Below are 24,154 nucleotides of genomic sequence, written 5' to 3'. Positions count from 1 at the left end.
GAGCGTAATGCTTGTTTGACCGCTATGAATCTGGCGAACAGGCAATTTTAGTCCATATCGACCTACCTAAAGATGGGGATCGCGAAGATCTTCATGAATTAGAAATGTTGGTATCTTCTGCTGGTGTTAGTAGTTTGGCGGTTGTGCAAGGCAGCCGTCAAGCACCACATCCCAAACTATTTGTCGGTACTGGCAAAGCAGAAGAAATAGCTGAAATTGTCAAAATCCACAATGCCGATGTTGTCATTTTTAACCATCAGTTGAGCCCGTCTCAAGAACGCAATTTAGAGCGTGTTTGTCAATGTCGGGTACTTGATAGAACAACACTTATTCTTGATATTTTTGCTCAGCGTGCCCGAACTCATGAAGGTAAACTCCAAGTAGAGCTGGCTCAGCTTCGCCACATGTCTACACGTTTAATTCGTGGTTGGACTCACCTTGAGCGTCAAAAAGGGGGTATAGGCTTACGTGGTCCGGGTGAAACGCAGCTAGAAACCGATCGACGTTTATTGCGTGCACGTATTAAAAATATTCGTGCTCGACTTGCTAAAGTCGCTGTACAGCGTGAACAAGGTCGACGTGCTCGTACGCGCAATGAAATTCCAACAGTGTCGCTGGTCGGCTATACCAATGCCGGAAAATCAACACTGTTTAACTATATTACCGATTCAGATGTATATGCAGCCGATCAGCTATTCGCCACACTAGATCCAACACTGCGTAAACTCGATATTGGTGATGTTGGTTCTGTTATTTTAGCCGATACTGTAGGGTTTATTCGACACTTACCGCATGATTTGGTGGCTGCATTTAAAGCAACGCTGACCGAGACGCGTGAAGCCGATTTACAACTGCATGTGATAGATGTAGCAGATCCTCGCCGAAAAGAAAATATTGAACAGGTACAAGAAGTCCTCAAAGAAATTGAAGCCGACGAGGTACCGCAGTTATTAGTTTATAACAAAATTGATGCGCTGGATGAGGTAACGCCACGTATTGATCGTGATGACGAGGGCCAACCTATAAGGGTATGGCTATCTGCAAAAACTGGCGAAGGCTGTGAATTACTTAGTGAAGCTATTAGCGATTTACTCGCTAAGCAAATGCTTAATGAAACGTTATTACTCGCACCACAATATGGGCGTTTAAGAGCATCACTATTTAATTTAAGTGCAGTACACAATGAGCGGTTTGATGAACAAGGTAATTGGCTGCTTGATGTACGATTGCCTATGATTGAGTGGAACCGTTTAATTAAAGATTTTGGCCCTGAAATTGAAAGTTTTATTAGCTGAGATTAAAAACTGCAAGATTAATGTCGGTTTTAGTATAAGAAACGCAGAAGATTTGTTAGATTTAACACAATTTCCGAATTTATTTAGATAACAATGGAGTATAGCTATGGCCTGGAATGAACCGGGTAATAATGGCAATGACAAAGATCCGTGGAATAACAAAGGCGGACGTGATCAAGGCCCACCTGATTTAGACGAGGTGTTCCGCAAATTCAGTAACAAGTTTAACGGCTTATTTGGCGGTAAAAAATCCGGCAATGGTAGCGGCGGTGGACTTGGCGGAGCCGGTATTTCATTTGTACTTATTATCGCTGCAATTGTATGGGCGTTAAGCGGTATTTATACGGTGAAAGAAGCTGAGCGCGGCGTCGTTCTTCAATTTGGTAAGTTTGACCGAATTGCAGATCCTGGCTTGCGTTGGAAAATGACCTTTGTTGAAACGGTTATTCCAGTCGATATCGAAGCTGTTCGCTCGTTATCAGCATCAGGCTTTATGCTAACCGAAGATGAAAACGTAGTAAGCGTTGAATTTGAAGTACAGTATCGAGTAATCGACCCTTACTTATACAAGTTTAGTGTCACTAACGCTGACAGCAGTCTTGAAGAAGCATTAGATAGTGCGCTGCGTTATGTTGTTGGTCATTCAAAAATGGACCAAGTACTGACAAACGGCCGTGAAGTTGTACGTCAAAATACTTGGGATGAGCTAAATCAAATCATCGAACCTTATAACTTAGGTTTAATCGTAACTGACGTTAACTTCAAGGACTCTCGTCCACCAATGGAAGTTAAAGATGCGTTTGATGATGCAATTGCGGCCCAAGAGGATGAACAACGCTTTATTCGTGAAGCAGAAGCGTATGCCCGTGAAATTGAACCGCGTGCGCGTGGTCAAGTAACTCGTATGACGCAAGAAGCTGAAGGTTACCAAGAACGTATTACTTTAGAAGCGCAAGGTGAAGTGGCTCGTTTTGAGAAATTACTTCCAGAATACCAAGCAGCTAAAGAAGTAACACGTGAGCGTTTATACATAGACACGATGCAAGAAGTGCTAGGTAATAGCTCTAAAGTGTTGGTTGATGTTAAAGGCGGCAACAACATGATGTACTTACCACTTGATAAAATCATGGAAAAACAGGGTTCATCAACACGTATTGCTTTACCTAGCTCTAGCGATATCAACGATTTACGTAACAAGGTAAATACGTCACGCAACAGCACTGTTAATAGTGGTAACGATCGCTTTAACAATGATCGCTTTAACGACGGGAGATAAGAGCAATGAAAAACTTTAGTTTAGTAATCCTATTAGCCGCCATTGTGATGTCTTTCTCGTCGGTGTTCGTCGTTTCTGAAGGGCAAAAGGCGATTGTACTTTTATTTAGTAAAGTGCAAAAAGACAGCGATGATGAAGCTGTAGTTTATGGCCCGGGTTTACACTTAAAAGTCCCATTTTTTAGCCAAGTACGTCGTATTGATGCACGTATTCAAACACTAGATGGCACACCAGATCGCTTTGTAACTAGCGAGAAAAAAGACTTAATCGTTGATTCGTTTGTAAAATGGCGCGTAAACGATTTTAGCTCTTTTTACCTGCGTGCACGTGGTGACAAGCAATACGCTGAAACATTGCTTAAGCAAAAAGTAAATAATGGCCTACGTACTAACTTTGGTACGCGTACTATTCGTGAAATTGTATCTGGTGAGCGTAGCGAGCTGATGGAAGAAGCGTTAGTACAAGCATCTGAAAGTGCTAGTGAGCTGGGTATTGAAGTACTTGATGTGCGTGTTAAGCAAATTAACTTACCACAAGAGGTGAGTAGCTCTATTTACCAACGTATGCGCGCTGAGCGTACTGCAGTTGCTAAAGAGCACCGCTCTGAAGGTCAGGAAAAAGCAGAAACAATTCGTGCAGGCGTTGACCGTCGCGTAACAGTAATGCTTGCCGACGCCGAACGTAATGCTCGTTCTGTTCGTGGTCAAGGTGATGCTGACGCTGCTGCGATTTACGCTAGTGCTTACAATAAAGACCCTGAGTTCTTTAGCTTTGTCCGCTCTTTAGAAGCTTACAAACAAACTTTCAAAGGAAAGCAAGACGTGATGGTGTTATCACCGGATAGCGACTTCTTCCAATACATGAAAGGCGCGAAAGCTCAGTAATCATAGCTTTAGTTAAACTTGAAAGCCCTGCAATTGCAGGGCTTTTTGTTATCTGAATTTTAAGTTTATAAATGACTGTTATTTATGTGATTATTAACGAAACACTGATGTTTACTACCCGCACGAGGAAAAAATAAGCTAAACGGGGTGAACATTGCTTTAGTTTTCTGGTAAAATCTCGTCCTAATTTTCTCTAAGTGAATTTGCAATGGGTAAAAACGTTGTTGTACTAGGCACCCAATGGGGTGACGAAGGTAAGGGTAAGGTAGTTGACCTCCTTACAGATAAAGCATCTTTAGTAGTTCGTTATCAAGGTGGTCATAACGCAGGCCATACTTTAGTGATCGACGGTGAAAAGACAGTTCTACACCTTATTCCATCGGGTGTATTACGTGACAATGTTAAATGTGTGATTGGTAATGGTGTTGTTTTATCACCAGAAGCGCTAATGAAAGAAATTGGCATGCTTGAAGAGCGTGGCGTACCTGTACGTGAACGTCTTTTAATCAGTGAAGCATGTCCGCTAATATTGCCTTTCCATGTTGCATTAGATGTAGCTCGCGAAACTGCGCGTGGCGATAAACCAATCGGTACAACGGGTCGTGGTATCGGTCCAGCGTACGAAGATAAAGTAGCACGTCGTGGTTTACGTGTTGGTGATTTATTCAATCCTGAATTATTTGCTACTAAGTTAAAAGAAGTATTGGAATACCACAACTTCACATTAGTGAACTACTACAAAGTAGACGCTGTTGACTTCCAAAAAACGTTTGATGATGCAATGGCTGTTGCTGATATTTTAAAAGCAATGGTAGTTGATGTAACTGAGCTTTTAGATCAAACGCGTAACGCCGGTGACAACATCTTATTTGAAGGTGCTCAAGGTACACTACTTGATATCGATCATGGTACTTACCCTTATGTAACATCTTCAAACACCACCGCTGGTGGCGTTGCTACAGGTGCGGGTTTTGGCCCATTACACCTTGATTATGTGCTAGGTATCATTAAAGCGTACACAACACGTGTAGGTTCAGGTCCTTTCCCTACAGAGCTTTACGACGGCCTTGATAAGCAAGACCCAGTCGGTAAGCATTTAGGTGACAAAGGCCATGAGTTTGGTGCTACTACAGGTCGTTTACGTCGTACAGGTTGGTTAGATGCAGTGGCTATGCGCCGTGCAGTTCAAATCAACAGCATTTCAGGATTTTGTTTAACTAAACTTGACGTTTTAGATGGTTTAGAAACACTTAAAATCTGTACTGGTTATAAGCTTGAAGATGGTACTGTGACTAACGTGACGCCATTAGCTGCTGAAGGTTACGATAAAGTAACGCCAGTATACGAAGAAATGCCTGGCTGGTCTGAAAATACAGTGGGTGTAACATCGCTTGAAGGCTTACCTAAAGCGGCAATTGATTACATCAAACGTATTGAAGAAATCACTGGCGTACCTGTTGATATTATCTCTACAGGTCCTGATCGTGTTGAAACGATGATACTTCGTAGCCCATTTGCATAATTGGGTTTAAGTTGAAAAAAAGCTGCCATGTGCAGCTTTTTTTATGTCTGCAGAAAAGTGACGCTATTAATAGTGGAACGATCTTTGTATATTATTTGGTAAGTTTATTTTTAAAGTGGTTAATATGCGTTTATCTTCTCGTTGCTCAGTGTGGTCATTATCACTACTTACACTTTCTTTATTTAATATAAGCAATAGCTTAGCTGAAGAAAGCCCTGCAGCTGTGCCGCTGTATACTGAATCTGAGTTAATAGCTTTAATTAATGAGAACACTCATCTAGCGCGCGTAAAGGCAGATAATTGCCAGTTAGTGCAAGATATAGAAGCGCGAGCCAATAAAATGGCATTGCCATCATATCAATTCCTATACGGTGATATGCTGGCTTATAAAGTGTGTGTTGAGCGCGATGTTGCTTTAGGTGTGTATTACATGAAAAAAGCGGCTGAGCAGGGTTTAGCGGCTGCATTAGAGCAACTAGGTCGCTACTACGACGTTGGCCGGTTGGTCCAAAAAGACAAAACCATGGCAATAACCTACTTACGTGAGGCGTCAGCGCAAGGCAACTTAAAAGCGCAATTACGATTAGTTGGTTTGTTTAATCAAGGTTATGGTAGTCCAAGAGATTTCGAAGATGCTTATCGTTGGCTGTTTAACACCACGGTAGCTGATAAAGCGACACATAAAAAAATAGAGCGAGCATTAACTAAACTTGCTGAAAAAATGCCAGCCAGTGTCGTTACCCGCGCGCGCTTACCTATGTAAAAAAGCGAGAGTGCTTTTGCCGCACTCTCGCTTTTTTTAGTTATTACTCGTCTTTTTTATTGTCTTTGACTTTGTTATTGGCAGGATCTTTTAATAGCGATATTTTAGGCGGTTGCAATGCAACTACTCGTTCACCCTCTTGTGGTGGCTTTTCCATATCACTAGTAAAAGGCCTCATTTTCACTGGAGCGTCTTCATCACTGTCTTTATCCCCTTTGAGAATAAACAGTGGAATTGCTTCAGGGTTCATTTCTAAATACTGCTGCCAGCTAAATTCTTCAGATATTCGTGTTGCACTCACTTTACCGCCTTTGGCAATAACGCTGCTTAAGCGTGCATATGCTCCGTTTTCACCAAACAGAATTTGTCGTGATAAGAACGTCGCGCTGTCTTTATTTGCTTTAGCATGTGATGAAGATGAGCGTAGTGAAAATACATTTTTTTCATTCAATAAATGAGAAAAATACTGCACCCCTAATGCGTTATGATGACGATTAGGTGAAAGCGCTAAAACACTGCGAATAGTGGTTAAAGGTAAATAGCGTTCAGCATGCTCAGATTGTGGATTACCGTAATAACAAGGCAAACCATCCATACGTGCCATTTTACAGTTTTCCCAAGCAGGATCTGATAAGTGAACGGGAATGTTTTGTTCCTTTAAACCACGAGCAATAGCACGAGATACATGGTTGGCACCAATAATTAAAATAGTATTAGGGGAGGGCTGGCGCACCCCTAGCAACTTAGCAACAGGGATAGCCGTTAAGCTTTGCAGTACCACAGTGACGATAATAACCGTGAATATCAATGGCACCATTTTCTCAGCATCGGCTACACCGGCTTCTATCATACTTAACGCAAATACAGAGCCTACGGCTGCAGCAACTATACCGCGAGGCGCAATCCAAGCCAGCACCAAGCGAGACTTCATTGGTAAATCGGTGCCAAAGGTTGAAATAGCAATACACAACGGGCGCGCAATAAATAGCACAATAGCTAAAAATATAAATACATCGCTGTCGAGCATCATTAAGTCAGATAGTTGTAATCTGGCAGCGAGTAAAATAAACAAGGTTGAGATCAAAATCATCGACAGATCTTCTTTAAACTCAAGCACCGAATCTATTTCTAGGTCATCTTGATTAGCTAACCAAATACCAAATACAGTCACGGCCAATAATCCTGACTCATGACTTAAATGGTTTGAAATCGAAAAGCTAATTAACACTAACGCTAAAATGCCAAATTTATGTAGCTCAAATGGCAACCATTCGCGGCGCATCAGTTGCGTTGTGATCCAACCCGAAACCACACCAATACTTAAACCAACCCCAACGGTTTTAACTAGTGCAATTATAGTGTGACTAAGTACTTCACCTTGGCCAACTAACATCACAGCTTCAAATACTAATACCGCAAATAAAGCGCCAATAGGATCTATGACTATGCCTTCCCAGCGTAAAATACGGTCAATATCTTGAGTGGGTCGCATTGAGTTAAGCAGTGGCGCAATGACCGTTGGTCCGGTTACAACAAGCACAGCGCCAAGTACTGCTGCGACTCGCCAATTTAACTCTAATAACCAATAGGCACTTAAGCTGATAACGACACAGGTCATAAGCATACCAATAGAGCAGAGGTTTCTTACGACTTTACTGATCCCTTTAAGCTCCCGAAAATGCAGTGTTAAAGACCCTTCAAATAAAATCACAGCAACGCTTAAAGACACCACAGGAAAAAGTAAATCGCCTAATAAGGCATCTGGGTCTAATACGCCACTAAATGGCCCTAATAAAAGCCCAGTAAGCAACAAAAACAGAATAGCGGGTACTCTGAACGCCCAGGCGACCCATTGGGCTAGCACCGAACACAATGCAATACCGGCTATATAAATTGCTGACATAGAGTAAAAACTCCTTAATATTAATAATGTTTAAAAGTATAACTGTTACCTACCAGTAATACAGTGGGTATACACGTGTAAATTCAATTTAGCTAATAAATAATACTTATTTATTTAGTGTTAACGTCATTTTCTAAAATGTTATCAAATTTATAGTCTATATAATTCATATTTATAGTAGTCTAACCACATGATACTTAATACAAAAAACACTAGCTTTAGTAGTGTCGACCTATTCAGCTTGAATTTTAGCCTTGATCTAAGCAGCTACTTTAACGTATTATACTTCGTGTTCGAATAATTAGTTATCTAATCAAGTTTGTAGTTTAAATACTAGATTATGTTAGATATAAACATCTTAACTCTCTTACTGATTGTTTTTGCTTTGTTTTGTTATATTTGAACACACAATATCATTTACCGTACTCTTTGGTATGGTTTTGCTCAAAGTGTTTATTTGCTCAATGCAGATAAATAAAAGTTTGAGTTGAACTATTACCTTTCAATATTTAATCCCCATCGTGGCGATTAAATCTCGGTCCTTAAGTCATCACCCTATCTGTTGGTGTACCAGACTTAAGAGGCTCTATGTATGTTGTTAATAAAAAGGCCGCACACAGCTTTTTACAGCGATACATAAACAACACTTTATATTTTTTTAGTTAGTACGATCCGATTTATTTATTGGGTTAATACTATTTATTTTTTGCATCTCAATTTAAAACGCTAGTTTTAGAGACGGTGTACGTGTGTGTAAAAAGTGTGGGCAATGATAAATAAATTCGACGCTGTGTTTATAAACATGGCGACCTGGTTTCATTCATCTATGTGATGAATACAAATTAAATGGAAAGTTGAGCACTTATGCAAAAGTTAAATTGGCGACGTATCGTACTTAAAGTGGGCAGTGCCTTAATTGCACCCGATCAAGATGGCTGTCGTTCACGTTATTTATTAACCATCGCACAGTTTATTGTCCACTGTCGCGCACGTGGAATTGAGGTTATTTTAGTTTCATCTGGTTCTGTAGCGGCTGGCTCACATTTATTTCCATCAGACCAACCTCGTTCAGTGGTAATGAAAAAAGCGATGGCTGCAGCAGGGCAAACAGAAATGATGGCCATGTGGGATCGTTTCTTTGATTTTCCATCAGCACAGCTATTATTAACTCATGGTGATTTACGTGACCGTGAGCGTTACCAGAGTATCCGTGAAACCGTATTTACATTGCTAGAACACGGCGTGCTACCTATCATTAATGAAAATGATGCAGTAACAACAGATGATTTAAAAGTGGGTGATAACGATAATTTATCAGCCATGGTTGCAGCAGCCGCTGATGCAGATGCATTAATGATTTTCTCTGATGTAGATGGCTTGTATGATAAAAACCCAAATCTGCATGACGATGCCGTATTATTGCCTGAAATAAAATCAATTGATGATTCTATTTATGCTATGGCAGGATGTGCTACCAGTGCGGTAGGTACAGGTGGTATGAAAACCAAGATTGAAGCGGCAGAGAAAGCCACTTCACATGGTATTGCAACTTACATTATTAATGGCTTTAAAGAAGAAACCTTTACTCGCTTGTTAGCCGGTGAAAACCCAGGTAGCGTATTCTTGCCTTATGAAAAACCAATGCAAGATTCTATTCACTGGATGACACATACCGCTAATGAGCAGGGGGAAGTCGTTGTTGAAGGGTCATTTGATGACTCATTAGAAGGTGAAGACGGTTGCTTACGTGGCGATGAGATCAGAGAAGTACATGGCGAGTTTGCTGTGGGCGATACTATCTTAGTTCGCAGTGAAGATGGTACGCGTTTAGCTAAAGCCACAGCAAATTACAGTAGCTGCTTGTTAAACTTTATTGCAGATAACGAGCAGAGTGAATTCAGCGAAAAAATGCAGGATTCAATTGGACCAATTATTTCAGAAAAAGATATCGCATTATTGGAGAAGTCATGAGTTTAATTACGGATATATCACGCCAGGCAGCAAAGGCTGCACATACACTTGCTTTACTCGATACTGAGACTAAAAACAAAGTGTTAACCGATATGGCTGCGGCATTAAGAGAGCAAAAAGAATTTATAATCAAAGAAAATGAAAGTGACCTAAGCGCAGCACGCGACAATAATTTAGCAGCATCAATGATTGACCGTTTAACATTGAATGATGAGCGTATTGAAGCCATGGCTGAGGGTATCGAAGTGATTGTTTCATTAGATGATCCTGTTGGCCAGTTACGTGACATTACTGAACGCCCAAATGGTATTAAAATTCGTAAAATGCGTGTACCACTTGGCGTAGTATGTATGATTTATGAAGCGCGTCCTAATGTAACGGCTGACGCAGGTGCATTGTGCTTTAAGTCAGGTAACGGTGTAATTTTACGCGGTGGTAAAGAAGCGCTGAAAAGCTCACAAGCCATTGCCAGTGTAATGCATAGCGTGCTTACAAAACATGGTCTACCAACTGCGCTAATTTCAGTGATTCCTGATCCTGACCGTGCTTTACTAATGGAATTGATGCAACAACGCGATAGCATTGACTTAATCATCCCTCGTGGTGGTGAAGGCCTAATTAACTATGTTACTGAAAACAGCACAATCCCTGTTATTCAGCATTTTAAAGGCGTTTGTCATTTATATGTAGATAAAGATGCTGATTTAGAAGTAGCACTAAATTTACTGCTCAATGGTAAGACTCAGCGTACTGGTGTATGTAATGCACTTGAGGGTTTAGTGGTACACCAAGATGTAGCTGATGAGTTTTTAAATCTGTGTGCAGTTGTACTTCGTCAAGAAGGTGTAAAAATTAATGCTGACGCCAAAGCGGCTGAATATTTTGATAACGCCACAGTACTTGCTGATAACGAATTTGGTGAAGAGTACTTAGACTTAGAGTTAGCAATTCGTATTGTGCCAAGTTTTGATGCAGCCGTTGAGCACATTGCTCAATTCGGTTCAAATCATACTGAAGTTATCTGTACTAAGGACGATGCGGCGGCAGAGTTATTCCAACGTAGTGTTGATGCGTCGGTTGTTATGGTTAATGCGTCATCACGCTTTTCTGATGGCTCACAACTAGGCTTAGGTGCAGAGATTGGTATTGCAACGACTAAGTTACATGCTTATGGCCCTATGGGACTTGAGTCATTAACCACTGAAAAATATTTAGTTAATGGTGTTGGTCAAGTTCGCGAATAACTAACCCAACTCAATAAATTATAAAAATGCCGGGCTTTGCTCGGCATTTTTGATCTCGATTTAGCAAAATTAAACAACTAAGCAAACATAGAGATTAAAAAATACAGAGAAATTTATTTAGAATATAAAAATAAGGATATTACTTGAAGGAAAGAGTAGGAAAGTGGTGGAGCTAAGCAGGATCGAACTGCTGACCTCCTGCGTGCAAGGCAGGCGCTCTCCCAGCTGAGCTATAGCCCCACATTCCTAATTTACATGTGCTGTAAATGCTTAAGAGCTGAGTCTTAAGCGGGGTGAACTTTAAATATTTTTACGTTTTCGGTCAAGTATTTTTTCACAAATTTTTCCGTTTTAACTAATTTTTGTTAAACTCGGCCTCAATATTTACTAAAACGACAATACATAATGAAAAAATACGCTTTAGTTTTCATGACTTTTCTTTTTGGCTGTGCCAGCTCGGTAGATGAGCCTCCCTATGAAATTAATAATAAACAATTTTATGACACTGTTGATGAGCAAGGTAATAAGCTTTTTGCCTATGTGGTCTCTGTAAAGGCTAAGAGCCGCGAGCAAATTAATATTAATAAAAAGCTAACCAGAAGCGATGTTAAGCGTTTTGCCGAACAAGAGCATTTTGAAGAGTCGAGCGTGCTTAAGTTACAATTAGAAGATCAAGCGGTAGAGTTTCTTAATAAAGAGCTTGCACAACGTAACTATTGTGCAGATAAGCATGAAATAAACGAAGTGCTATGGCGAGATTTAAGTGTGCAATTAAGAGGGCGTTGTTTGTAGTATGTTAGCGGATAAACAAAAACTAGCGGCAGTGTTAACCCAACTAAATATAGAATATGACGTAATAGAACATCCAGCGCTACATGGCAGTTTAGATGCCGACGAGCTGATGGTGAATCGCCCTGGAACACGCTTAAAAAATCTATTTTTGCGAGATAACGAAGGTAAGCGCCATTTTTTAGTGATCACCGCGCACGATAAACAACTCGATTTAAAATCGTTGTCTAAACAGCAAGGCCTATCGCGTTTAGGGTTTGCCTCTAATGAGCGCTTGGCTAAGTACTTAAAAGTTGCACCAGGTTGTGTGTCAATGCTCAGCTTAATGAACGATAAGCAACGAGATGTAACGCTTTGGCTTGATCAGGATATTTGGTTTGGCGATTTATTTCATTGCCACCCATTTGAAAACACTCAAACATGGTTATTAACTAAGCCTGATTTACTACGCTTTTTTGATTTTACAGAGCATCAGCCGCGGGTAATGTTTTTACCCTCGCGCTGAGCCCACAAAATAAGACCCAGCCCACATAAGCAAACCGCAAGAAGTGTTGCCATAAACGCGGTTTGTCCATGCGTTTGATAAACCACCCCTGGTAATAATGACCCTAGTGCGCCACCGCTATAATAAAATGACACGTAACAACCATTAGTAACACTAGGTGGGGCGTGACTAATTTTATTAACCAATGGTGCCGCTGTGGAATGAATTACAAACATAGCGCCACAAAAAAGTGTGAATGCAACTAAAAACAACATCAGTGAATGACTCATTAATAACACAATACTGAGGTTATAAAGCAGGAATACCAATGCCAATAAGCGCCAAGCTGAGGTCATTTTTTTTAATAACCATGGGGTAAAAATAGAGGCTAACGCGCCAACTAAATAACCACTATAAACTAAGCCAATGTCGCGGGTGTTATTAATTAAAAAGGTATTTTTTAAAATAAAAGGCAAGTAGTTTAATAATGCGGCAAAGCAAAAAAACATACAAAATATGGCACCATAAAGCTTAAGTGCCGAGCCTTCTTTAAGTTGTTTCATATAATCTAAAGGTGATAACACCTCACTAGAGCGACTCAAAACAAAGCGTTTATGGGGAATGCTAAGCGCGAGCATTATCAACATGGCAGCAATTAAGTAATAAAAACTTTGCCATGACCACAAGTCGCTAAAGAGCGCAGCCAATACTCGGCCAAAATAACCACCGACAATAGTACTACCAATATAAAGAGTCATATTTTTTTGTAATGTATCGGCTTGATAGCTCATACCAATATAACTGGTCATAGCGGTTAAAGCGGCAGGTAAAGTTAACCCTTGTAAAAACCGAACAAGTAATAGTAGCTCAAAACTAGGGGCATAAATAAATAATAAACAGCCGACACCGAGTAATAACATTGCGATGCGTAAAATTAATAATGGGTTTCGCTTGGCTAGAAACAACCCATACACCAAAGGGGCAATGGCTAAAGGCAGCATAGTGGCAGTCATTAAGCTGCCTGCAATGGCTGGCGCTACATTAAATTCGGTGGCAAATAAACTTAATAATGGCTGTGGTGCGTATAAGACAAAAAAAATAAAAACAGAACAAAGGAGTAAGTGAGATAAGCGCATTGACTGCCGTTAACATTGCTTATTAGTTGAGTCGCATTATATACAAAACTGCTAGGGTTTTCATAAATTAACCTTTATTGCGCTAAATCATGCTTTGTTTTCAGTAGTTTGTTAGATTAATACCAATAGCGCTGTTATTTACGCTCGTTGGTGATTAAAATAGCATTAATATTCGTTTTTAGTGGGAACACGCCATGGGGTCACTACAAGAGCAATTGCTCCAAGCTGGTTTAACAACATCACATAAAGCCAAAGTTGCTAAATCAGAAAAGCGCAAGCAACAGAAAAAGCAAAAGAAGGGAGCGACAAGCAACCCAAATGATTTACAAAAGCATATTCAGCAAACCAAGCTTGAGCAACAGCAAAAAGCCGAAGAGCTTAACAAAACGCGCCAAGAAGAATTAAAGCAACGTGAGCAGGTAGCCCGTGTTAAGCAAATTTTAGAGCATCACAATCAAGAGTCAATTCGTGGTGAGCGTACCTTTAACTTTACTTATGAAAATAAAGTAAAGGGCCTTGATGTGAATGAGCAAACGCAAAAGGCGCTCTCGGGCGGACGTTTAGCAATTTGTGTATTAGAAGGCCAGTTTTACGTATTAGAAGACGAGCCTGCACGCAAAGTGGCTGAGGTTGATGAAAAGTATATTGTGTTTCATGTTGAACCTGAGAACAAAGCCAAGGACGAAGACGATCCGTACGCTGATTTTGAAGTACCAGACGATCTTATTTGGTAAGGTGTTATTAAGTATCTGCTCAGCTAAAGCAAGCTAATATTTGTTTTATGAGGGATACACGTATTTGTTCTGATTGATCGTCAAACCTTATCAAGGACGTATGCTTTTTAAAGATTTATTGACTACAATTATCACAACCGTTTTTTTTAACCGTAAAAAAGAAGAGTAAATACAATGAGCAAGATAAAAACACTTTTATTAGGCGCGGGTATTGGTTTAGCCGCAAGTTTTTCATTTTCAGCCGCCGCTGCTGATGGCGCTGCACTTTACACCGCTAAAAACTGTCAAACATGTCATGGTGCAGATGGTAAAGCACCTATTATGGCGATGTACCCTAAACTAAATGGTCAAAACAAAGAGTATTTAGTAGCGCAAATGAAAGACATTAAGTCAGGCGCTCGTAACAACGGTATGTCTATGGCGATGAAAGCAATGGTTGCGACTGTGACTGATGAAGAGTTTGAAGCGATTGCCGATTACCTATCAAAAGTACAATAATCGCTAACGCAATTTAAAAAGAGCCACACCTTTGTGTGGCTTTTTTATTTGGTGATTGCCATCATGCGAATACTCATTTAGACTTCTAAACATCTACAATCACTAGCGCTATGCTGTGTTTTAAAAGGCTTGTTATGTTTGATTTACCCCAGCTCGATTTAAAAAATAAAGTATCAGAACAAGAGTGGCAACTACGTGTTGATTTAGCCGCATGTTATCGATTAGTTGACCATTTTCGTTGGGGGGATTTAATCTATACGCACCTTTCTGCTCGCCTACCGGGTACGGATCATTATTTAGTAAACGCGTTCGGTTTAACGTTTGATGAGATCACTGCATCTAACTTAGTTAAAGTTGATTTAAATGGCCGCATTATTGACGACACTCCATTTGATATTAACCCTGCGGGGTTCACCATTCACAGTGCCATTCATGAAGTACGCGAGGATGCCCATTGCGTAATACACCTACACACTAAAGAAACCATTGCAGTTGCAACACAAAAAGAAGGGCTGTTACCGTTAAGTCAGTATTCGATGTTTTCATTACCCTCTCTGTCATACCATGGTTATGAAGGCCTAGCGGTGAATGATGATGAGCGTAAACGCCTGCAAACAGATTTAGGTAGCACCAACCATATGCTATTGGTGAATCATGGCGGCTTAACGGTAGGGCCAACAGTAGGTGATGCGTTTATGCGCTTTTATGACCTTCAACGTGCCTGTGAAATACAGTTAGCTATTCAATCAAGTGCACAAGAAGCGATTGCAGTACCACAAGCTATTATTGATAACATTTATAATCAAGCGAACGTTGTTCACAGCGGCAGTACTGGGGGGCAGCTAGCATGGCCTGCCATGTTACGAAAAGCGTATCGTCTTGACCCAAGTTTTGCAAAATAACCGATAAAGGTTAATAAGGAATTTTTTATGAAAGTAAATCGCGTTGAAGTCTTTGACATTCATTGTCCTGAGCGTCCTGCATGGACGCCGGTATTTGTTCGCATTCATACCGATGAAGGGATTAGCGGTGTAGGTGAAGCCGGTCTTGCTTATGACTTAGGTCACAGCGCTGCCGCTGCGATGATCAAAGAAATGGCCGATGCCTTTTTAATTGGCCATGACCCGTTTCAAACTGAAAAACTATGGTCACGTATGTTGCGTGAAAGCTTTTGGGGTTTAGGTGGTGGGCCGGTAGTTTATGCTGCAATGAGTGCGATTGATACTGCGCTTTGGGATATAAAGGGTAAAGCATTGGGTTTACCTGTGTATCAGTTGCTTGGTGGTAAAGTTAACGACAAACTACGTACTTATGCATCGCAGTTACAGTTTGACTGGGACAGTGAGTTTAAAGCGCTGGTACAGCCACAAGAATATGCCGAAGCGGCACTAAAAGCAGTAGCGGAAGGTTACGATGCGGTAAAGGTTGACCCAATTCAATACGATAAAGACGGCAACACCTATTACGATCGCACAAATATTATTTCTCGCCCAGAAATGAAACTATACCGCGCTCGTATGCAGGCTATTCGTGAAGCTGTGGGTGATGAAGTTGACATTATTTTTGAATGCCACAGTTTACCTGGTGCGACATCAGCAATTCAAATTGGTGAGATTGCAGAAGAATTTGATTGTATGTATTTTGAAGAGCCGGTGAATTATTTAAACCACTCATTACATGCTAAAGTGGCTGATAAAGTGGCTGTGCCTATTGCAGGCGGCGAGCGCTTATATAACCGTTGGGGCGTGCGTCCATATTTAGAAGATCAAAGCATTGATGTACTACAGCCAGATATTGGTTTATGTGGTGGCTTTACTGAAACTAAAAAAGTATGTGATTACGCAGATATTTTTGACGTGCGTATTCAGGCACACGTGTGTGGTGGGCCGGTTGCAACCGCGGCAGCATTACATTTAGAAACAGCAATCCCTAACTTTTTAATTCATGAACATCATACTTATGCGATTAAAAAGTGGAACAGAGAGCTGTGCTTACAAGATCCACAACCTAAAAATGGCTTTTTTGAAGTATCAGAAGAACCAGGCCTTGGGATTGAGCTTAACGATGAAATTGTAATGCGTTCACAACGTGTAGAAATAAAATAAATAACCTGAACTCTGCTTGAGATGGATTTATTATCCAGAGTTCAGGTTAAATAGCTCTATTTAAGAATAGCCGGTAAGTGATAACTCACTGACCGGCTTTTTTATCGCTGTGGATTTATTTTACAAAGTACCTGTTTTAGTTCGATGGTTGCTTTGCTATCAAGATGGCGAACAAAACAGCGCTCTCCCTTAATCATCAGTTCAAACTGATCCGGCATATTAAGCTGCTTGCCCATAATCGGATTTCCCTGAGGATCTTTGTGATTAAGTTGCTCAAGTGTAACTGTGCTTGAGGTTACAAAAACGTCGTCGGTTAATTGAACCTGTGAGCTATGTAGCAGTTGCGTAATCGCATCGGCTACTTTAGCGCTATTCGGCTCAATTAGTAACGCATGCTGTAGCTTAGGTGTGGGTTCTGAGCTTTGCGCTAAGCAACCCGTTAACCCTAATGTCGCTGCAGTCATGCTTATTGCTAATAATATGTTCATTGCTTATCTCATGTTATCACTAAGAATAATATTTTGTTCTAGCATGGTTTGAACTCGCATATCTTTTACTTCTGGCATATCGGTGGCGATAGTGGGCGCAAAACCAAGAACACTATTTATTGAGCTTGGGGCAGGGCAACTGCCGTTTTCTCTATAACTCAGCGCTGTACTTAATAAGCTTTCACTAGCATCACCTAAGCGCTTAGTAAAATCATCGGCAACAGCACACCCAGCAATGCGAACCGGTTGTCGTGCGTCATCAATGGTATTTTGCGGTGCAAAGCCATCTGAATATTCACCAAAACCTTTGTTATTTTCGCCAGTAAATTGAATAGTAAAATAAGTGGTGTCGCAGTTGTCGGTAGGGTAAAAACCATACGGTTTACCGCAGGTGCCTGCGCCTATCTGAATAATTTCAACATCTGCTCCGCGCAGCCCGTTAATGATAGCCTCACTAGCCGAGCAGGTACTGCTGGTGGTAAGTACAAATACCCGTTCTAAGTTTAAGGTGGGTAACGGCGTGCCCGCTACAATTGCAGGATTATTTTCAAAGCCGATAAAACGATTTGTAAAAGGCATCGGCGTCAGTGCTTGGCCTGTGACGGGGTTGGTATTAGGGTATTTATCATTAAATATGGTCCGTTCAAATATTTTACCTTGCGTGTTACTGCCCCCCACCATGTAGCCTACTTGGCTAGCCATTTGTAATAACCCCCCCCCGTTATAGCGCACGTCAATGACTAAATCTTTAATGCTACTGGCAGCGAGTTGGTTAAAGGCGTTGTAAAGCTGTGTTTCGGCTATGGCGTTGTGGCTATTAAATTGAAAATAACCAACATCACCAGCGGCTAAATCGGTACGAACATTCATTACTGGTTGCGATTCGATGTTTTGAGACGTGAGCGTCACTGTGCGGTTTTCATTAGTGCTGATATCCCTAAATACAAACTCGGTAACTTTACCCGTTTGCTCGGGGAATAAACCTGCATTAATGATCCCCACCTCGCTTGATGAGGAGGTGTTAATAAAATCAACACCATCAACTTCTAAAAGCTCAAAACCACGAATAATATTTTGATTACTAGCTGGGGTATTTGGTTCGGTGTAGCTAACAACTGCTTGGCGTGGCGCGCTACCTGCAATTATTTTTATATTAAAGCCATAACCAAAGCTTAGGCCGGATTGATTTTGTCTTTGCCACTCATCGGTCGGCAAACTAAAGTGAAAGTTATCTTTTTTCGCACCTGACTCAGTCAGTTGCTCCGTTTTTAAAGTATTAAAGTAATCAATAACCCCTGACGTTAATGCAGGGTTGGTATCAATAATTTCGTCATACCATAGGTAGGTTTCGTTACTCCAAGAGCGTAGCCAGTTTTTTTCATTAATTGCTTGGCATTGACCTTTAAATTGCCCTGAACTGGCAAATACACCTGAGGTCCAGCCGCTATTATCAGTTGTTGGGTTGGTCGCATTGTCGCTACCTCCACCACCACAACCTGTTAATAAAGCGGCTAGTGAAAAAGGGAGTAATGTGTATTTAAGAGAAGATGAATTAAAAATGGCCATACGCATGCTCGTTTTTTAAACTGTTGAGCTAAATATAGCGGTTTTCATTTAGAGTTGATAGAGGCTTGCAGCATTTTTGTAACTCAAATATTGCCATGTAAGATCGTCGCTACACAGGCTGCGATAATGTTGCCATAACTCGTTGTAGTTAATATTAATTTGGCACACGGGGAAGTTGCTAGCAAACATCACTCTTTGCATACCAAAATGCTTTAAAATATGTTTAAAACATTGGTTTTGCTGCTCGCTATTAAGCATGAGTAATTCAAAACCTGAAAACTTAATCGCAACATTAGGCTGTTTTGCAAGTAGTTCAATTGCAGTTGCCCAGTTAGCAAGGTTGTGTGCAAGCCCTGCGTGATTAATGATTATTTGTAAGTCACTAACTTGGTTGGCATAAGAAATGAGCCGCTCAGTGATGTTGAGGTTTTCTACTTCAAATTGGGCTTCAAAATGCAGCTTTAATTGGCTCAAGTGCCGCAGGTTATCGAGACAATGAGGGCTCAATAAGCGCTCGGCATCATGACCTTCAGTGATATCTCTAATTCCTACAAGAGAGTGATGATCTAGCTGCTGAAGTGCTAGTTTAAATGCGTTATTTGGCTGGTTAATTGTTGCAAAGCTAATTGCTTTATAAGGTATAGTTTTAATATGTTTGGCTAACCAGTTTAATTCTTTAACTGGCTGGTTATTATCAAACCCAGCTTCTATGTGCACTAAACCTGCGAGTTCAAAGTTAGTACTTTTGATCAGTTCAGCAGCGCTGATGGGCTGCTTTATTTTATCTAAGTTAGACCAAGCTGGTGGGTTCGCACCTTGTAGCCAAGTGTATTGACCCTCCAGCAAATTAAAAAAGTGCAGATGCGGGTCAATAATTTTAGTACTCATTGTGCTGTGTAGCCACCATCAATACGTTGTAAGCTACCAGTAATAAAGCTGGCATCTGCACTTACTAAAAAGCTTACCAGTGCAGCAACTTCATCGGCTTGACCTAAACGGTTGAGCGGTTGTAAGGCGGCTTCTTCTGCAACAATATCGGCTTTGTTAGCACCACTTCTTTTACAATATGCATCAATTGCATTATGAAATAACGGCGTTTCTATGGTGCCAGGGCACACTGCATTAGCGCGAATATTAAAGCTTGCGTAATCCAAGGCGGTGGTTTTAGCCATTGAAGCCAATGCGTGCTTAGTTAAGTTATAAGCAAATGAGTTTTGTTTGCCTATAATGGCCTGATCTGAGGCAATTAACACAATAGCGCCATCTTGCTGTGCTTTCATAGTTGGTAATACGCTTTGTATAGCCGCGTACGCACCTTTAACATTCAGTGCCATTAACGCATCGAATGTCGCTTCATCGGTGTGCTCAATTGTGGCACTTAGATGCTTACCAGCGTTTGAAACAAGTACATCAATACGTTGTGTTTTTTCAATAATAGCCTGTATACACTGGCGTACGGCGGTTACATCACTAACATCACATTGATGAAAAACACCACTCTCACTGGGCTCAATATCTAAGTTATGAACCTGATAGCCGTTAGTTAATAATCGCTGTACTACAGCAAAGCCAATGCCTTTAGAGCCACCGGTTACTATTGCAACTTTTGACATACTTGTTCCTCTAATTAGCAATTAATGTGCGTGGCCGCAACCACCTTCAGCATGAACGTGGCCATGAGAGATTTCTTCGCTTGTTGCTTCACGAACTGATACAACCTCAACATCAAAGGTCAGCGTTTTACCAGCAAATGGGTGGTTTAAATCACAATCAGCATTAAAGCGGCCTACTTTTACGATAGTCACTTGATGGCGACCCTGATTTGATTGCACCATTGCAGTCATACCTGGCTTCCACACTTTTACATCGCCTTGTAAATGCTTAAGCGGAATGCGCTGAATTAAATCATCAACACGCTCGCCGTATGATTCACTTGGAGATAACGTCACGCTAAATTTATCACCAGCAGTTTTACCTTCAAGTGCGGTTTCTAAACCGGGTAGCATGCCTTCGCTGCCGTGAATGTAACTTAATGGCGCGTCGTTAAGGCTACTTTCTATTTGTTCACCGGCTTCGCTAAGGGTGTAATGAAATTCAACGGCCGAATTTTTACTGATTTGCATGCATGTCTCTTTAAGATTTAAATAAATTAAAAAGCAATTTTACGCGAAATACTGCGCTTTAGAAACTTAACGGGGATGATTTAATGTATTTTGTAAGTCGAGTAACAGATCTTTTTTAGCCGGTGTGGTTTTAGGTGTCGCAGCTTGGGGTATAAATAAAACTAACTGAGTCCCAGGCTTTAATACGCTAGATGCTGATAACTTATTCCAACGTGCTAAATCGCTATGAGCAACGCCATACAACTGACTTATATTCCACAGGTTATCACCGGGTTTAACGTGGTAATCTACCTCGATGGTTGGAATGACGGGCTCTTTTTGTTCCAAGTAAGGGCTTATTTTATAGTTAATAGTGAGCGATTCAGGTAACGTTTGAGGCTCTCCTAAAATAAGTTTTTCGCCAACACCAATAAAGTTATTTTGCTTATTATTGAGCTGTTTTAGTGCCTTTAAAGGCAAGCCAAAATGCCTAGCAATACCGTATAGTGTGTCATTTTTTTTGACTATGTATTCGCCTGCAAAATTGGCTTTAAAAAAACGGTTTTTTAGTAAAGCTTGTTGCTCAATAGGAAGCAACAAAGTATGCGGGCCATGGGGGGAACTTTGGTTTTTTAAATAACCCCGATTAAGAGCATGTAGCTGTTTTACACCCATACCAGAGAGCTTGGCCATAATTGAAAAATCGAACTGTTTTGCCACATTTAACGAGGTGGTCAGTGCTTTATAAGGAAGCTTTGGGCGTTTAAATTTTGCCTTAGGGTGTTTTACTAAATAGCTTAATGCTAATAGTTTTGGTACATAGTCAGCGGTTTCTTTTGGTAGGGTTAGTGCCCAAAAGTCAGTTGACTTCCCTCGTTTTTGATTGCGTTTTATAGCACGTTTAACTCTGCCTTCACCGGTGTTATAGGCTGCAAGTGCATGCAACCAATTACCATCAAAACGTTTATGTAAATAGCTTAAGTAATCTAGTGCTGCATCGGTTGAGGCCAGTACATCTTGGCGTCCGTCGTACCATTGATCTGATTTAACCCCAAAATGATGTGCAGTTGCTGCAACCAGTTGCCACACACCCACAGCGTGCTCACTTGAGCGGGCGGTAGGCCTAAAGCCACTTTCTACAAATGGCAGTAATGCCAGTTCCATGGGGAGTTGCTTTTGCTCTACTTTTTTTACTATATGGTATAAAAAAGGCTCTGCACGGCGAGACACTATATTTAAATAATTCGGTTGTTTTAAATACCAGTTAATGCGTTTCTTTAACGCCTGATTTTGCTCAACCGGTAAATGTAAGTTATCAGCAATATGTGCCCATAAGTCAGTTGGTTGAGTTACTTTTAGGGCTTTAGGTATTGTTTTTATATTAATTATTTTTTTGGTGTTTGTAGAGGTCGGCGTGTTTGATTGTGCGGTTTTTTGCTCTACAGGTGCAGGGACTACAGGCGCAATGATCTCTGGCTGTGTGGTTTTACAGCTACATAGCAATATAATGGCAAAGCATAAGATCAGGTGACGCATTTTGTTCCTTTTTAAAAAATATATTTCCATATTTTAACACAATCCATTGTGTTCAGTTATTGACTGTTTTTAGCGCGAAGTAATCCCGATTGCAAAAATAAGTTACTTGATTTTATATCAAGTGGTTCTTGTTGGTAAGGTTTTAGTACTTCACTTGGGAATTTTTTTTGTAATTGCTCAATACTGGCTTCAGGGTTGTTTTTAACCTGCTCCGTAATTGCTTCTAAAAACGTGAGTGACTGTTTTAATTTAACTTTATCGACTAAATTGCCATGGCCAGGAACAAAAAGTGACAGCGAATTATTATTTATATATTTTTTTAATAAACTTTGCCATTGTTTAAGCTCGCCATGCCCAGGGTAGGGAAGCCAGTCAATGATATCACCACCTATTAAGGTTTTACCCTTGTCGGCAAGTAGTGTTAGATCGCCATTAGTATGTGCCTGATGCGGGTTGATAGTTAATACATAATTTCCTAAATCTAATGTTTTAGGCTCACTAATACTCATTTTTGGTGGTGTTAGTTGATAATTCTGCCAGCGAAATAAGCGTGTTTTAGCGCGAGTGAGCTTTTCTCGCCATTGAGCTTGCTCTGCATCGGGTAAGGTGGCTAATCGCTGATAGCTCAGCTCAATGCTTTTCTCGAACCCCTCTAGCTTATCTGTTAATGCTTGCTGATAACGCGAAAAGTCGTTAGCGACTTGTTGGTGAGAAATCAGTTTTGCGTCTGGGAAGTAATGCTGCATAACCGCCATACCCAGCAAGTGATCGTCATGAAAATGAGTGGCAACTAAGTAACATAAAGGCGTCTTTAGCTGTTGTTTTAGTTCGGTAACCAGTTGTTCTACTGCTGCAAAGTTACCACTGGCATCTACCAGTAAGGCACACTCACTGCCCTGAATTAACACTTGATTAGAGTCGTAAAAACGTAACCTATCTGGCTGCTTGATAAATTGAATATTAGCCGATAACGATTGCCACTCAACTGCTGCATTGCTTTTTGTATGTATAAATAGACAGATTAAAGGCAGTAAGCACTTACCTATTTTTTGAGCTTTAGTTAAAAGTGGTTGCATCTTTTTCTCTAGCTATATTTTGACGGTAAAAACAATAAAAGCGCAAAATGCGCTTTTATTTAGTGTGTTCAGAGTTTGAGCTTAAGTATTGACTTAACTTATCAATCAATTGATCTTGATGCTCAAGCTCAACTGATTTTTGAGTTTTTGCTTCAAGCAATTCGTGGCTTAAATTCAAAGCAGCCATAAGTAATGCTTTTTGATCGTTTCTGACAGTTGAACGTTGTTTCATTTGTTCAACTAAATCATTCAGATTTTTGGCGGCCGCTTTTAGTGCCTCTTCTTGCCCAGCCGGACAAGCAAATTGCTGCTCTTTACCAAGCAATTCAACAGTGACTCGCTGGTTTTGCAGCTCAGACATTAGCTTGCCTGTTGTGCGCTTTGTAATTTATCTAATAATGACGACAAGGTGGTGCTTGCATCTTTTTGTTTTTCTTCATTTTCAAGGGCTTCTAACTGTAATAACTCATTTTCATCAAGCAGTTTACTGTTTTGCTCTTTAAGCTCTGTAATATCAGTTTGCAACTGATTATTACGGGTAATTAGTTGGTCGATCAGTTGTTCGAGTTGTTGAAGAGTATTGTTGTTCATAAATGCGCTCATATAACTGTAATTAATGTCATGCAAATGTAAAGCAAAGTGTGTTTATTTGCCAGCATTTACGCTGGTTTTAGGTGATTTTTATTCTATGTTAAGGGATAATTCATGCTATTGGCTTTTTCATTCAGAAATGGTTCACGTAAACACCCGCTTTTGCTGTGACGATTGCCAAAGCAGTGTGC

The 24,154-nt window shown here is 40.6% G+C and carries 24 protein-coding genes and 1 tRNA gene; 13 read left to right on the top strand and 12 right to left on the bottom strand.

Going from position 1 to position 24,154, the window contains the following annotated elements:
• The first annotated feature begins 11 nt into the window (after nucleotides 1–11).
• From hflX to CWB78_RS13885, 5 genes are all read left to right on the top strand, one after another.
• The gene (hflX, locus tag CWB78_RS13905; RefSeq protein ID WP_010391685.1) at nucleotides 12–1,295 is read left to right on the top strand and encodes a ribosome rescue GTPase HflX; all 1,284 of its coding nucleotides are present in this window, start codon (nucleotides 12–14) and stop codon (nucleotides 1,293–1,295) included.
• Nucleotides 1,296–1,401: 106 nt separating this feature from the next.
• Nucleotides 1,402–2,571, top strand: a complete 1,170-nt coding sequence (gene hflK / locus CWB78_RS13900) for an FtsH protease activity modulator HflK (protein ID WP_010391686.1) — start codon at nucleotides 1,402–1,404, stop codon at nucleotides 2,569–2,571.
• Nucleotides 2,572–2,576: 5 nt separating this feature from the next.
• Entirely contained in the window at nucleotides 2,577–3,455 is an 879-nt protein-coding gene (gene hflC, locus CWB78_RS13895) for a protease modulator HflC (RefSeq protein WP_010391687.1), read from the top strand.
• A 208-nt stretch (nucleotides 3,456–3,663) separates the two neighbouring features.
• Nucleotides 3,664–4,977, top strand: coding sequence for an adenylosuccinate synthase (locus CWB78_RS13890; protein ID WP_010391689.1), 1,314 nt, complete (start codon nucleotides 3,664–3,666; stop codon nucleotides 4,975–4,977).
• A 124-nt stretch (nucleotides 4,978–5,101) separates the two neighbouring features.
• The gene (locus tag CWB78_RS13885; RefSeq protein WP_010391690.1) at nucleotides 5,102–5,740 is read left to right on the top strand and encodes a tetratricopeptide repeat protein; all 639 of its coding nucleotides are present in this window, start codon (nucleotides 5,102–5,104) and stop codon (nucleotides 5,738–5,740) included.
• Between the two features lie 43 nt (nucleotides 5,741–5,783).
• Here the strand turns inward: CWB78_RS13885 and CWB78_RS13880 are convergent, their stop codons facing one another.
• Nucleotides 5,784–7,643 (bottom strand): cation:proton antiporter, encoded by a 1,860-nt coding sequence (locus tag CWB78_RS13880; RefSeq protein ID WP_010391691.1) that lies wholly within the window; start codon nucleotides 7,641–7,643, stop codon nucleotides 5,784–5,786.
• Between the two features lie 864 nt (nucleotides 7,644–8,507).
• Between CWB78_RS13880 and proB the strand changes: the two genes are divergently transcribed.
• Nucleotides 8,508–9,614, top strand: a complete 1,107-nt coding sequence (gene proB, locus CWB78_RS13875) for a glutamate 5-kinase (RefSeq protein WP_138596098.1) — start codon at nucleotides 8,508–8,510, stop codon at nucleotides 9,612–9,614.
• Entirely contained in the window at nucleotides 9,611–10,858 is a 1,248-nt protein-coding gene (locus CWB78_RS13870) for a glutamate-5-semialdehyde dehydrogenase (protein WP_010391694.1), read from the top strand. Before proB ends, CWB78_RS13870 begins: the two co-directional genes overlap by 4 nt.
• Before the next feature lie 164 nt (nucleotides 10,859–11,022).
• Here the strand turns inward: CWB78_RS13870 and CWB78_RS13865 are convergent.
• Nucleotides 11,023–11,098 (bottom strand) — tRNA-Ala (locus tag CWB78_RS13865).
• Nucleotides 11,099–11,263: 165 nt separating this feature from the next.
• Between CWB78_RS13865 and CWB78_RS13860 the strand changes: the two genes are divergently transcribed.
• Together CWB78_RS13860 and CWB78_RS13855 are read left to right on the top strand one after the other, a co-directional pair.
• Nucleotides 11,264–11,650: a hypothetical protein gene (locus tag CWB78_RS13860; RefSeq protein WP_054202655.1), complete on the top strand. Its 387-nt coding sequence runs from the start codon at nucleotides 11,264–11,266 to the stop codon at nucleotides 11,648–11,650.
• 1 nt (nucleotide 11,651) lies between these two features.
• Entirely contained in the window at nucleotides 11,652–12,152 is a 501-nt protein-coding gene (locus CWB78_RS13855; protein WP_138596096.1) for a prolyl-tRNA synthetase associated domain-containing protein, read from the top strand.
• Here the strand turns inward: CWB78_RS13855 and CWB78_RS13850 are convergent.
• Nucleotides 12,119–13,267, bottom strand: a complete 1,149-nt coding sequence (locus CWB78_RS13850; protein WP_138596094.1) for an MFS transporter — start codon at nucleotides 13,265–13,267, stop codon at nucleotides 12,119–12,121. The genes CWB78_RS13855 and CWB78_RS13850 overlap by 34 nt on opposite strands.
• Nucleotides 13,268–13,461: 194 nt before the next feature.
• Here CWB78_RS13850 and CWB78_RS13845 point away from each other — a divergent pair, with 194 nt between their 5' ends.
• The 4 genes from CWB78_RS13845 to CWB78_RS13830 all read left to right on the top strand — a co-directional run bounded on the left by CWB78_RS13845 (nucleotide 13,462) and on the right by CWB78_RS13830 (nucleotide 16,604).
• The gene (locus CWB78_RS13845; RefSeq protein WP_036980338.1) at nucleotides 13,462–14,001 is read left to right on the top strand and encodes a DUF2058 domain-containing protein; all 540 of its coding nucleotides are present in this window, start codon (nucleotides 13,462–13,464) and stop codon (nucleotides 13,999–14,001) included.
• A 174-nt stretch (nucleotides 14,002–14,175) separates the two neighbouring features.
• Nucleotides 14,176–14,499 carry a c-type cytochrome gene (locus tag CWB78_RS13840; RefSeq protein ID WP_036980337.1) on the top strand — a complete coding sequence of 108 codons (324 nt, stop codon included), beginning with the start codon at nucleotides 14,176–14,178 and terminating at the stop codon, nucleotides 14,497–14,499.
• Nucleotides 14,500–14,633: 134 nt separating this feature from the next.
• Entirely contained in the window at nucleotides 14,634–15,401 is a 768-nt protein-coding gene (locus CWB78_RS13835; protein WP_036980336.1) for a class II aldolase/adducin family protein, read from the top strand.
• A 27-nt stretch (nucleotides 15,402–15,428) separates the two neighbouring features.
• Nucleotides 15,429–16,604, top strand: a complete 1,176-nt coding sequence (locus tag CWB78_RS13830; protein WP_054202652.1) for a mandelate racemase/muconate lactonizing enzyme family protein — start codon at nucleotides 15,429–15,431, stop codon at nucleotides 16,602–16,604.
• Between the two features lie 101 nt (nucleotides 16,605–16,705).
• On the opposite strand, the gene CWB78_RS13825 is transcribed toward CWB78_RS13830, so the two are convergent.
• From CWB78_RS13825 to CWB78_RS13785, 9 genes are all read right to left on the bottom strand, one after another.
• Complete coding sequence (locus tag CWB78_RS13825; protein ID WP_054202651.1) at nucleotides 16,706–17,092, bottom strand: hypothetical protein; 387 nt, start codon at nucleotides 17,090–17,092, stop codon at nucleotides 16,706–16,708.
• A gap of 3 nt (nucleotides 17,093–17,095) precedes the next feature.
• Nucleotides 17,096–18,658, bottom strand: a complete 1,563-nt coding sequence (locus tag CWB78_RS13820; RefSeq protein WP_138596092.1) for a S41 family peptidase — start codon at nucleotides 18,656–18,658, stop codon at nucleotides 17,096–17,098.
• Nucleotides 18,659–18,706: 48 nt separating this feature from the next.
• Complete coding sequence (locus CWB78_RS13815; protein WP_138596090.1) at nucleotides 18,707–19,546, bottom strand: amidohydrolase family protein; 840 nt, start codon at nucleotides 19,544–19,546, stop codon at nucleotides 18,707–18,709.
• Nucleotides 19,543–20,271, bottom strand: coding sequence for an SDR family NAD(P)-dependent oxidoreductase (locus CWB78_RS13810; protein WP_010391710.1), 729 nt, complete (start codon nucleotides 20,269–20,271; stop codon nucleotides 19,543–19,545). The genes CWB78_RS13815 and CWB78_RS13810 overlap by 4 nt, the downstream gene beginning before the upstream one ends.
• A 21-nt stretch (nucleotides 20,272–20,292) precedes the next feature.
• Nucleotides 20,293–20,781 carry an FKBP-type peptidyl-prolyl cis-trans isomerase gene (locus tag CWB78_RS13805; RefSeq protein WP_054202647.1) on the bottom strand — a complete coding sequence of 163 codons (489 nt, stop codon included), beginning with the start codon at nucleotides 20,779–20,781 and terminating at the stop codon, nucleotides 20,293–20,295.
• Nucleotides 20,782–20,847: 66 nt separating this feature from the next.
• The gene (locus CWB78_RS13800; protein ID WP_055012394.1) at nucleotides 20,848–22,296 is read right to left on the bottom strand and encodes a transglycosylase SLT domain-containing protein; all 1,449 of its coding nucleotides are present in this window, start codon (nucleotides 22,294–22,296) and stop codon (nucleotides 20,848–20,850) included.
• 56 nt (nucleotides 22,297–22,352) lie between these two features.
• Nucleotides 22,353–23,372: an MBL fold metallo-hydrolase gene (locus tag CWB78_RS13795; protein ID WP_054202645.1), complete on the bottom strand. Its 1,020-nt coding sequence runs from the start codon at nucleotides 23,370–23,372 to the stop codon at nucleotides 22,353–22,355.
• 55 nt (nucleotides 23,373–23,427) lie between these two features.
• Nucleotides 23,428–23,733 (bottom strand): cell division protein ZapA, encoded by a 306-nt coding sequence (locus CWB78_RS13790; RefSeq protein WP_010391716.1) that lies wholly within the window; start codon nucleotides 23,731–23,733, stop codon nucleotides 23,428–23,430.
• Complete coding sequence (locus CWB78_RS13785; RefSeq protein WP_008113449.1) at nucleotides 23,733–23,963, bottom strand: hypothetical protein; 231 nt, start codon at nucleotides 23,961–23,963, stop codon at nucleotides 23,733–23,735. The genes CWB78_RS13790 and CWB78_RS13785 overlap by 1 nt, the downstream gene beginning before the upstream one ends.
• Nucleotides 23,964–24,154 lie beyond the last annotated feature (191 nt).

Origin of the sequence: Pseudoalteromonas sp. S1612, assembly GCF_005887175.1 — a bacterium.
Taxonomy (GTDB): Bacteria; Pseudomonadota; Gammaproteobacteria; order Enterobacterales; family Alteromonadaceae; genus Pseudoalteromonas; species Pseudoalteromonas undina.
This window is presented reverse-complemented; position numbering and strand designations above follow the sequence as displayed.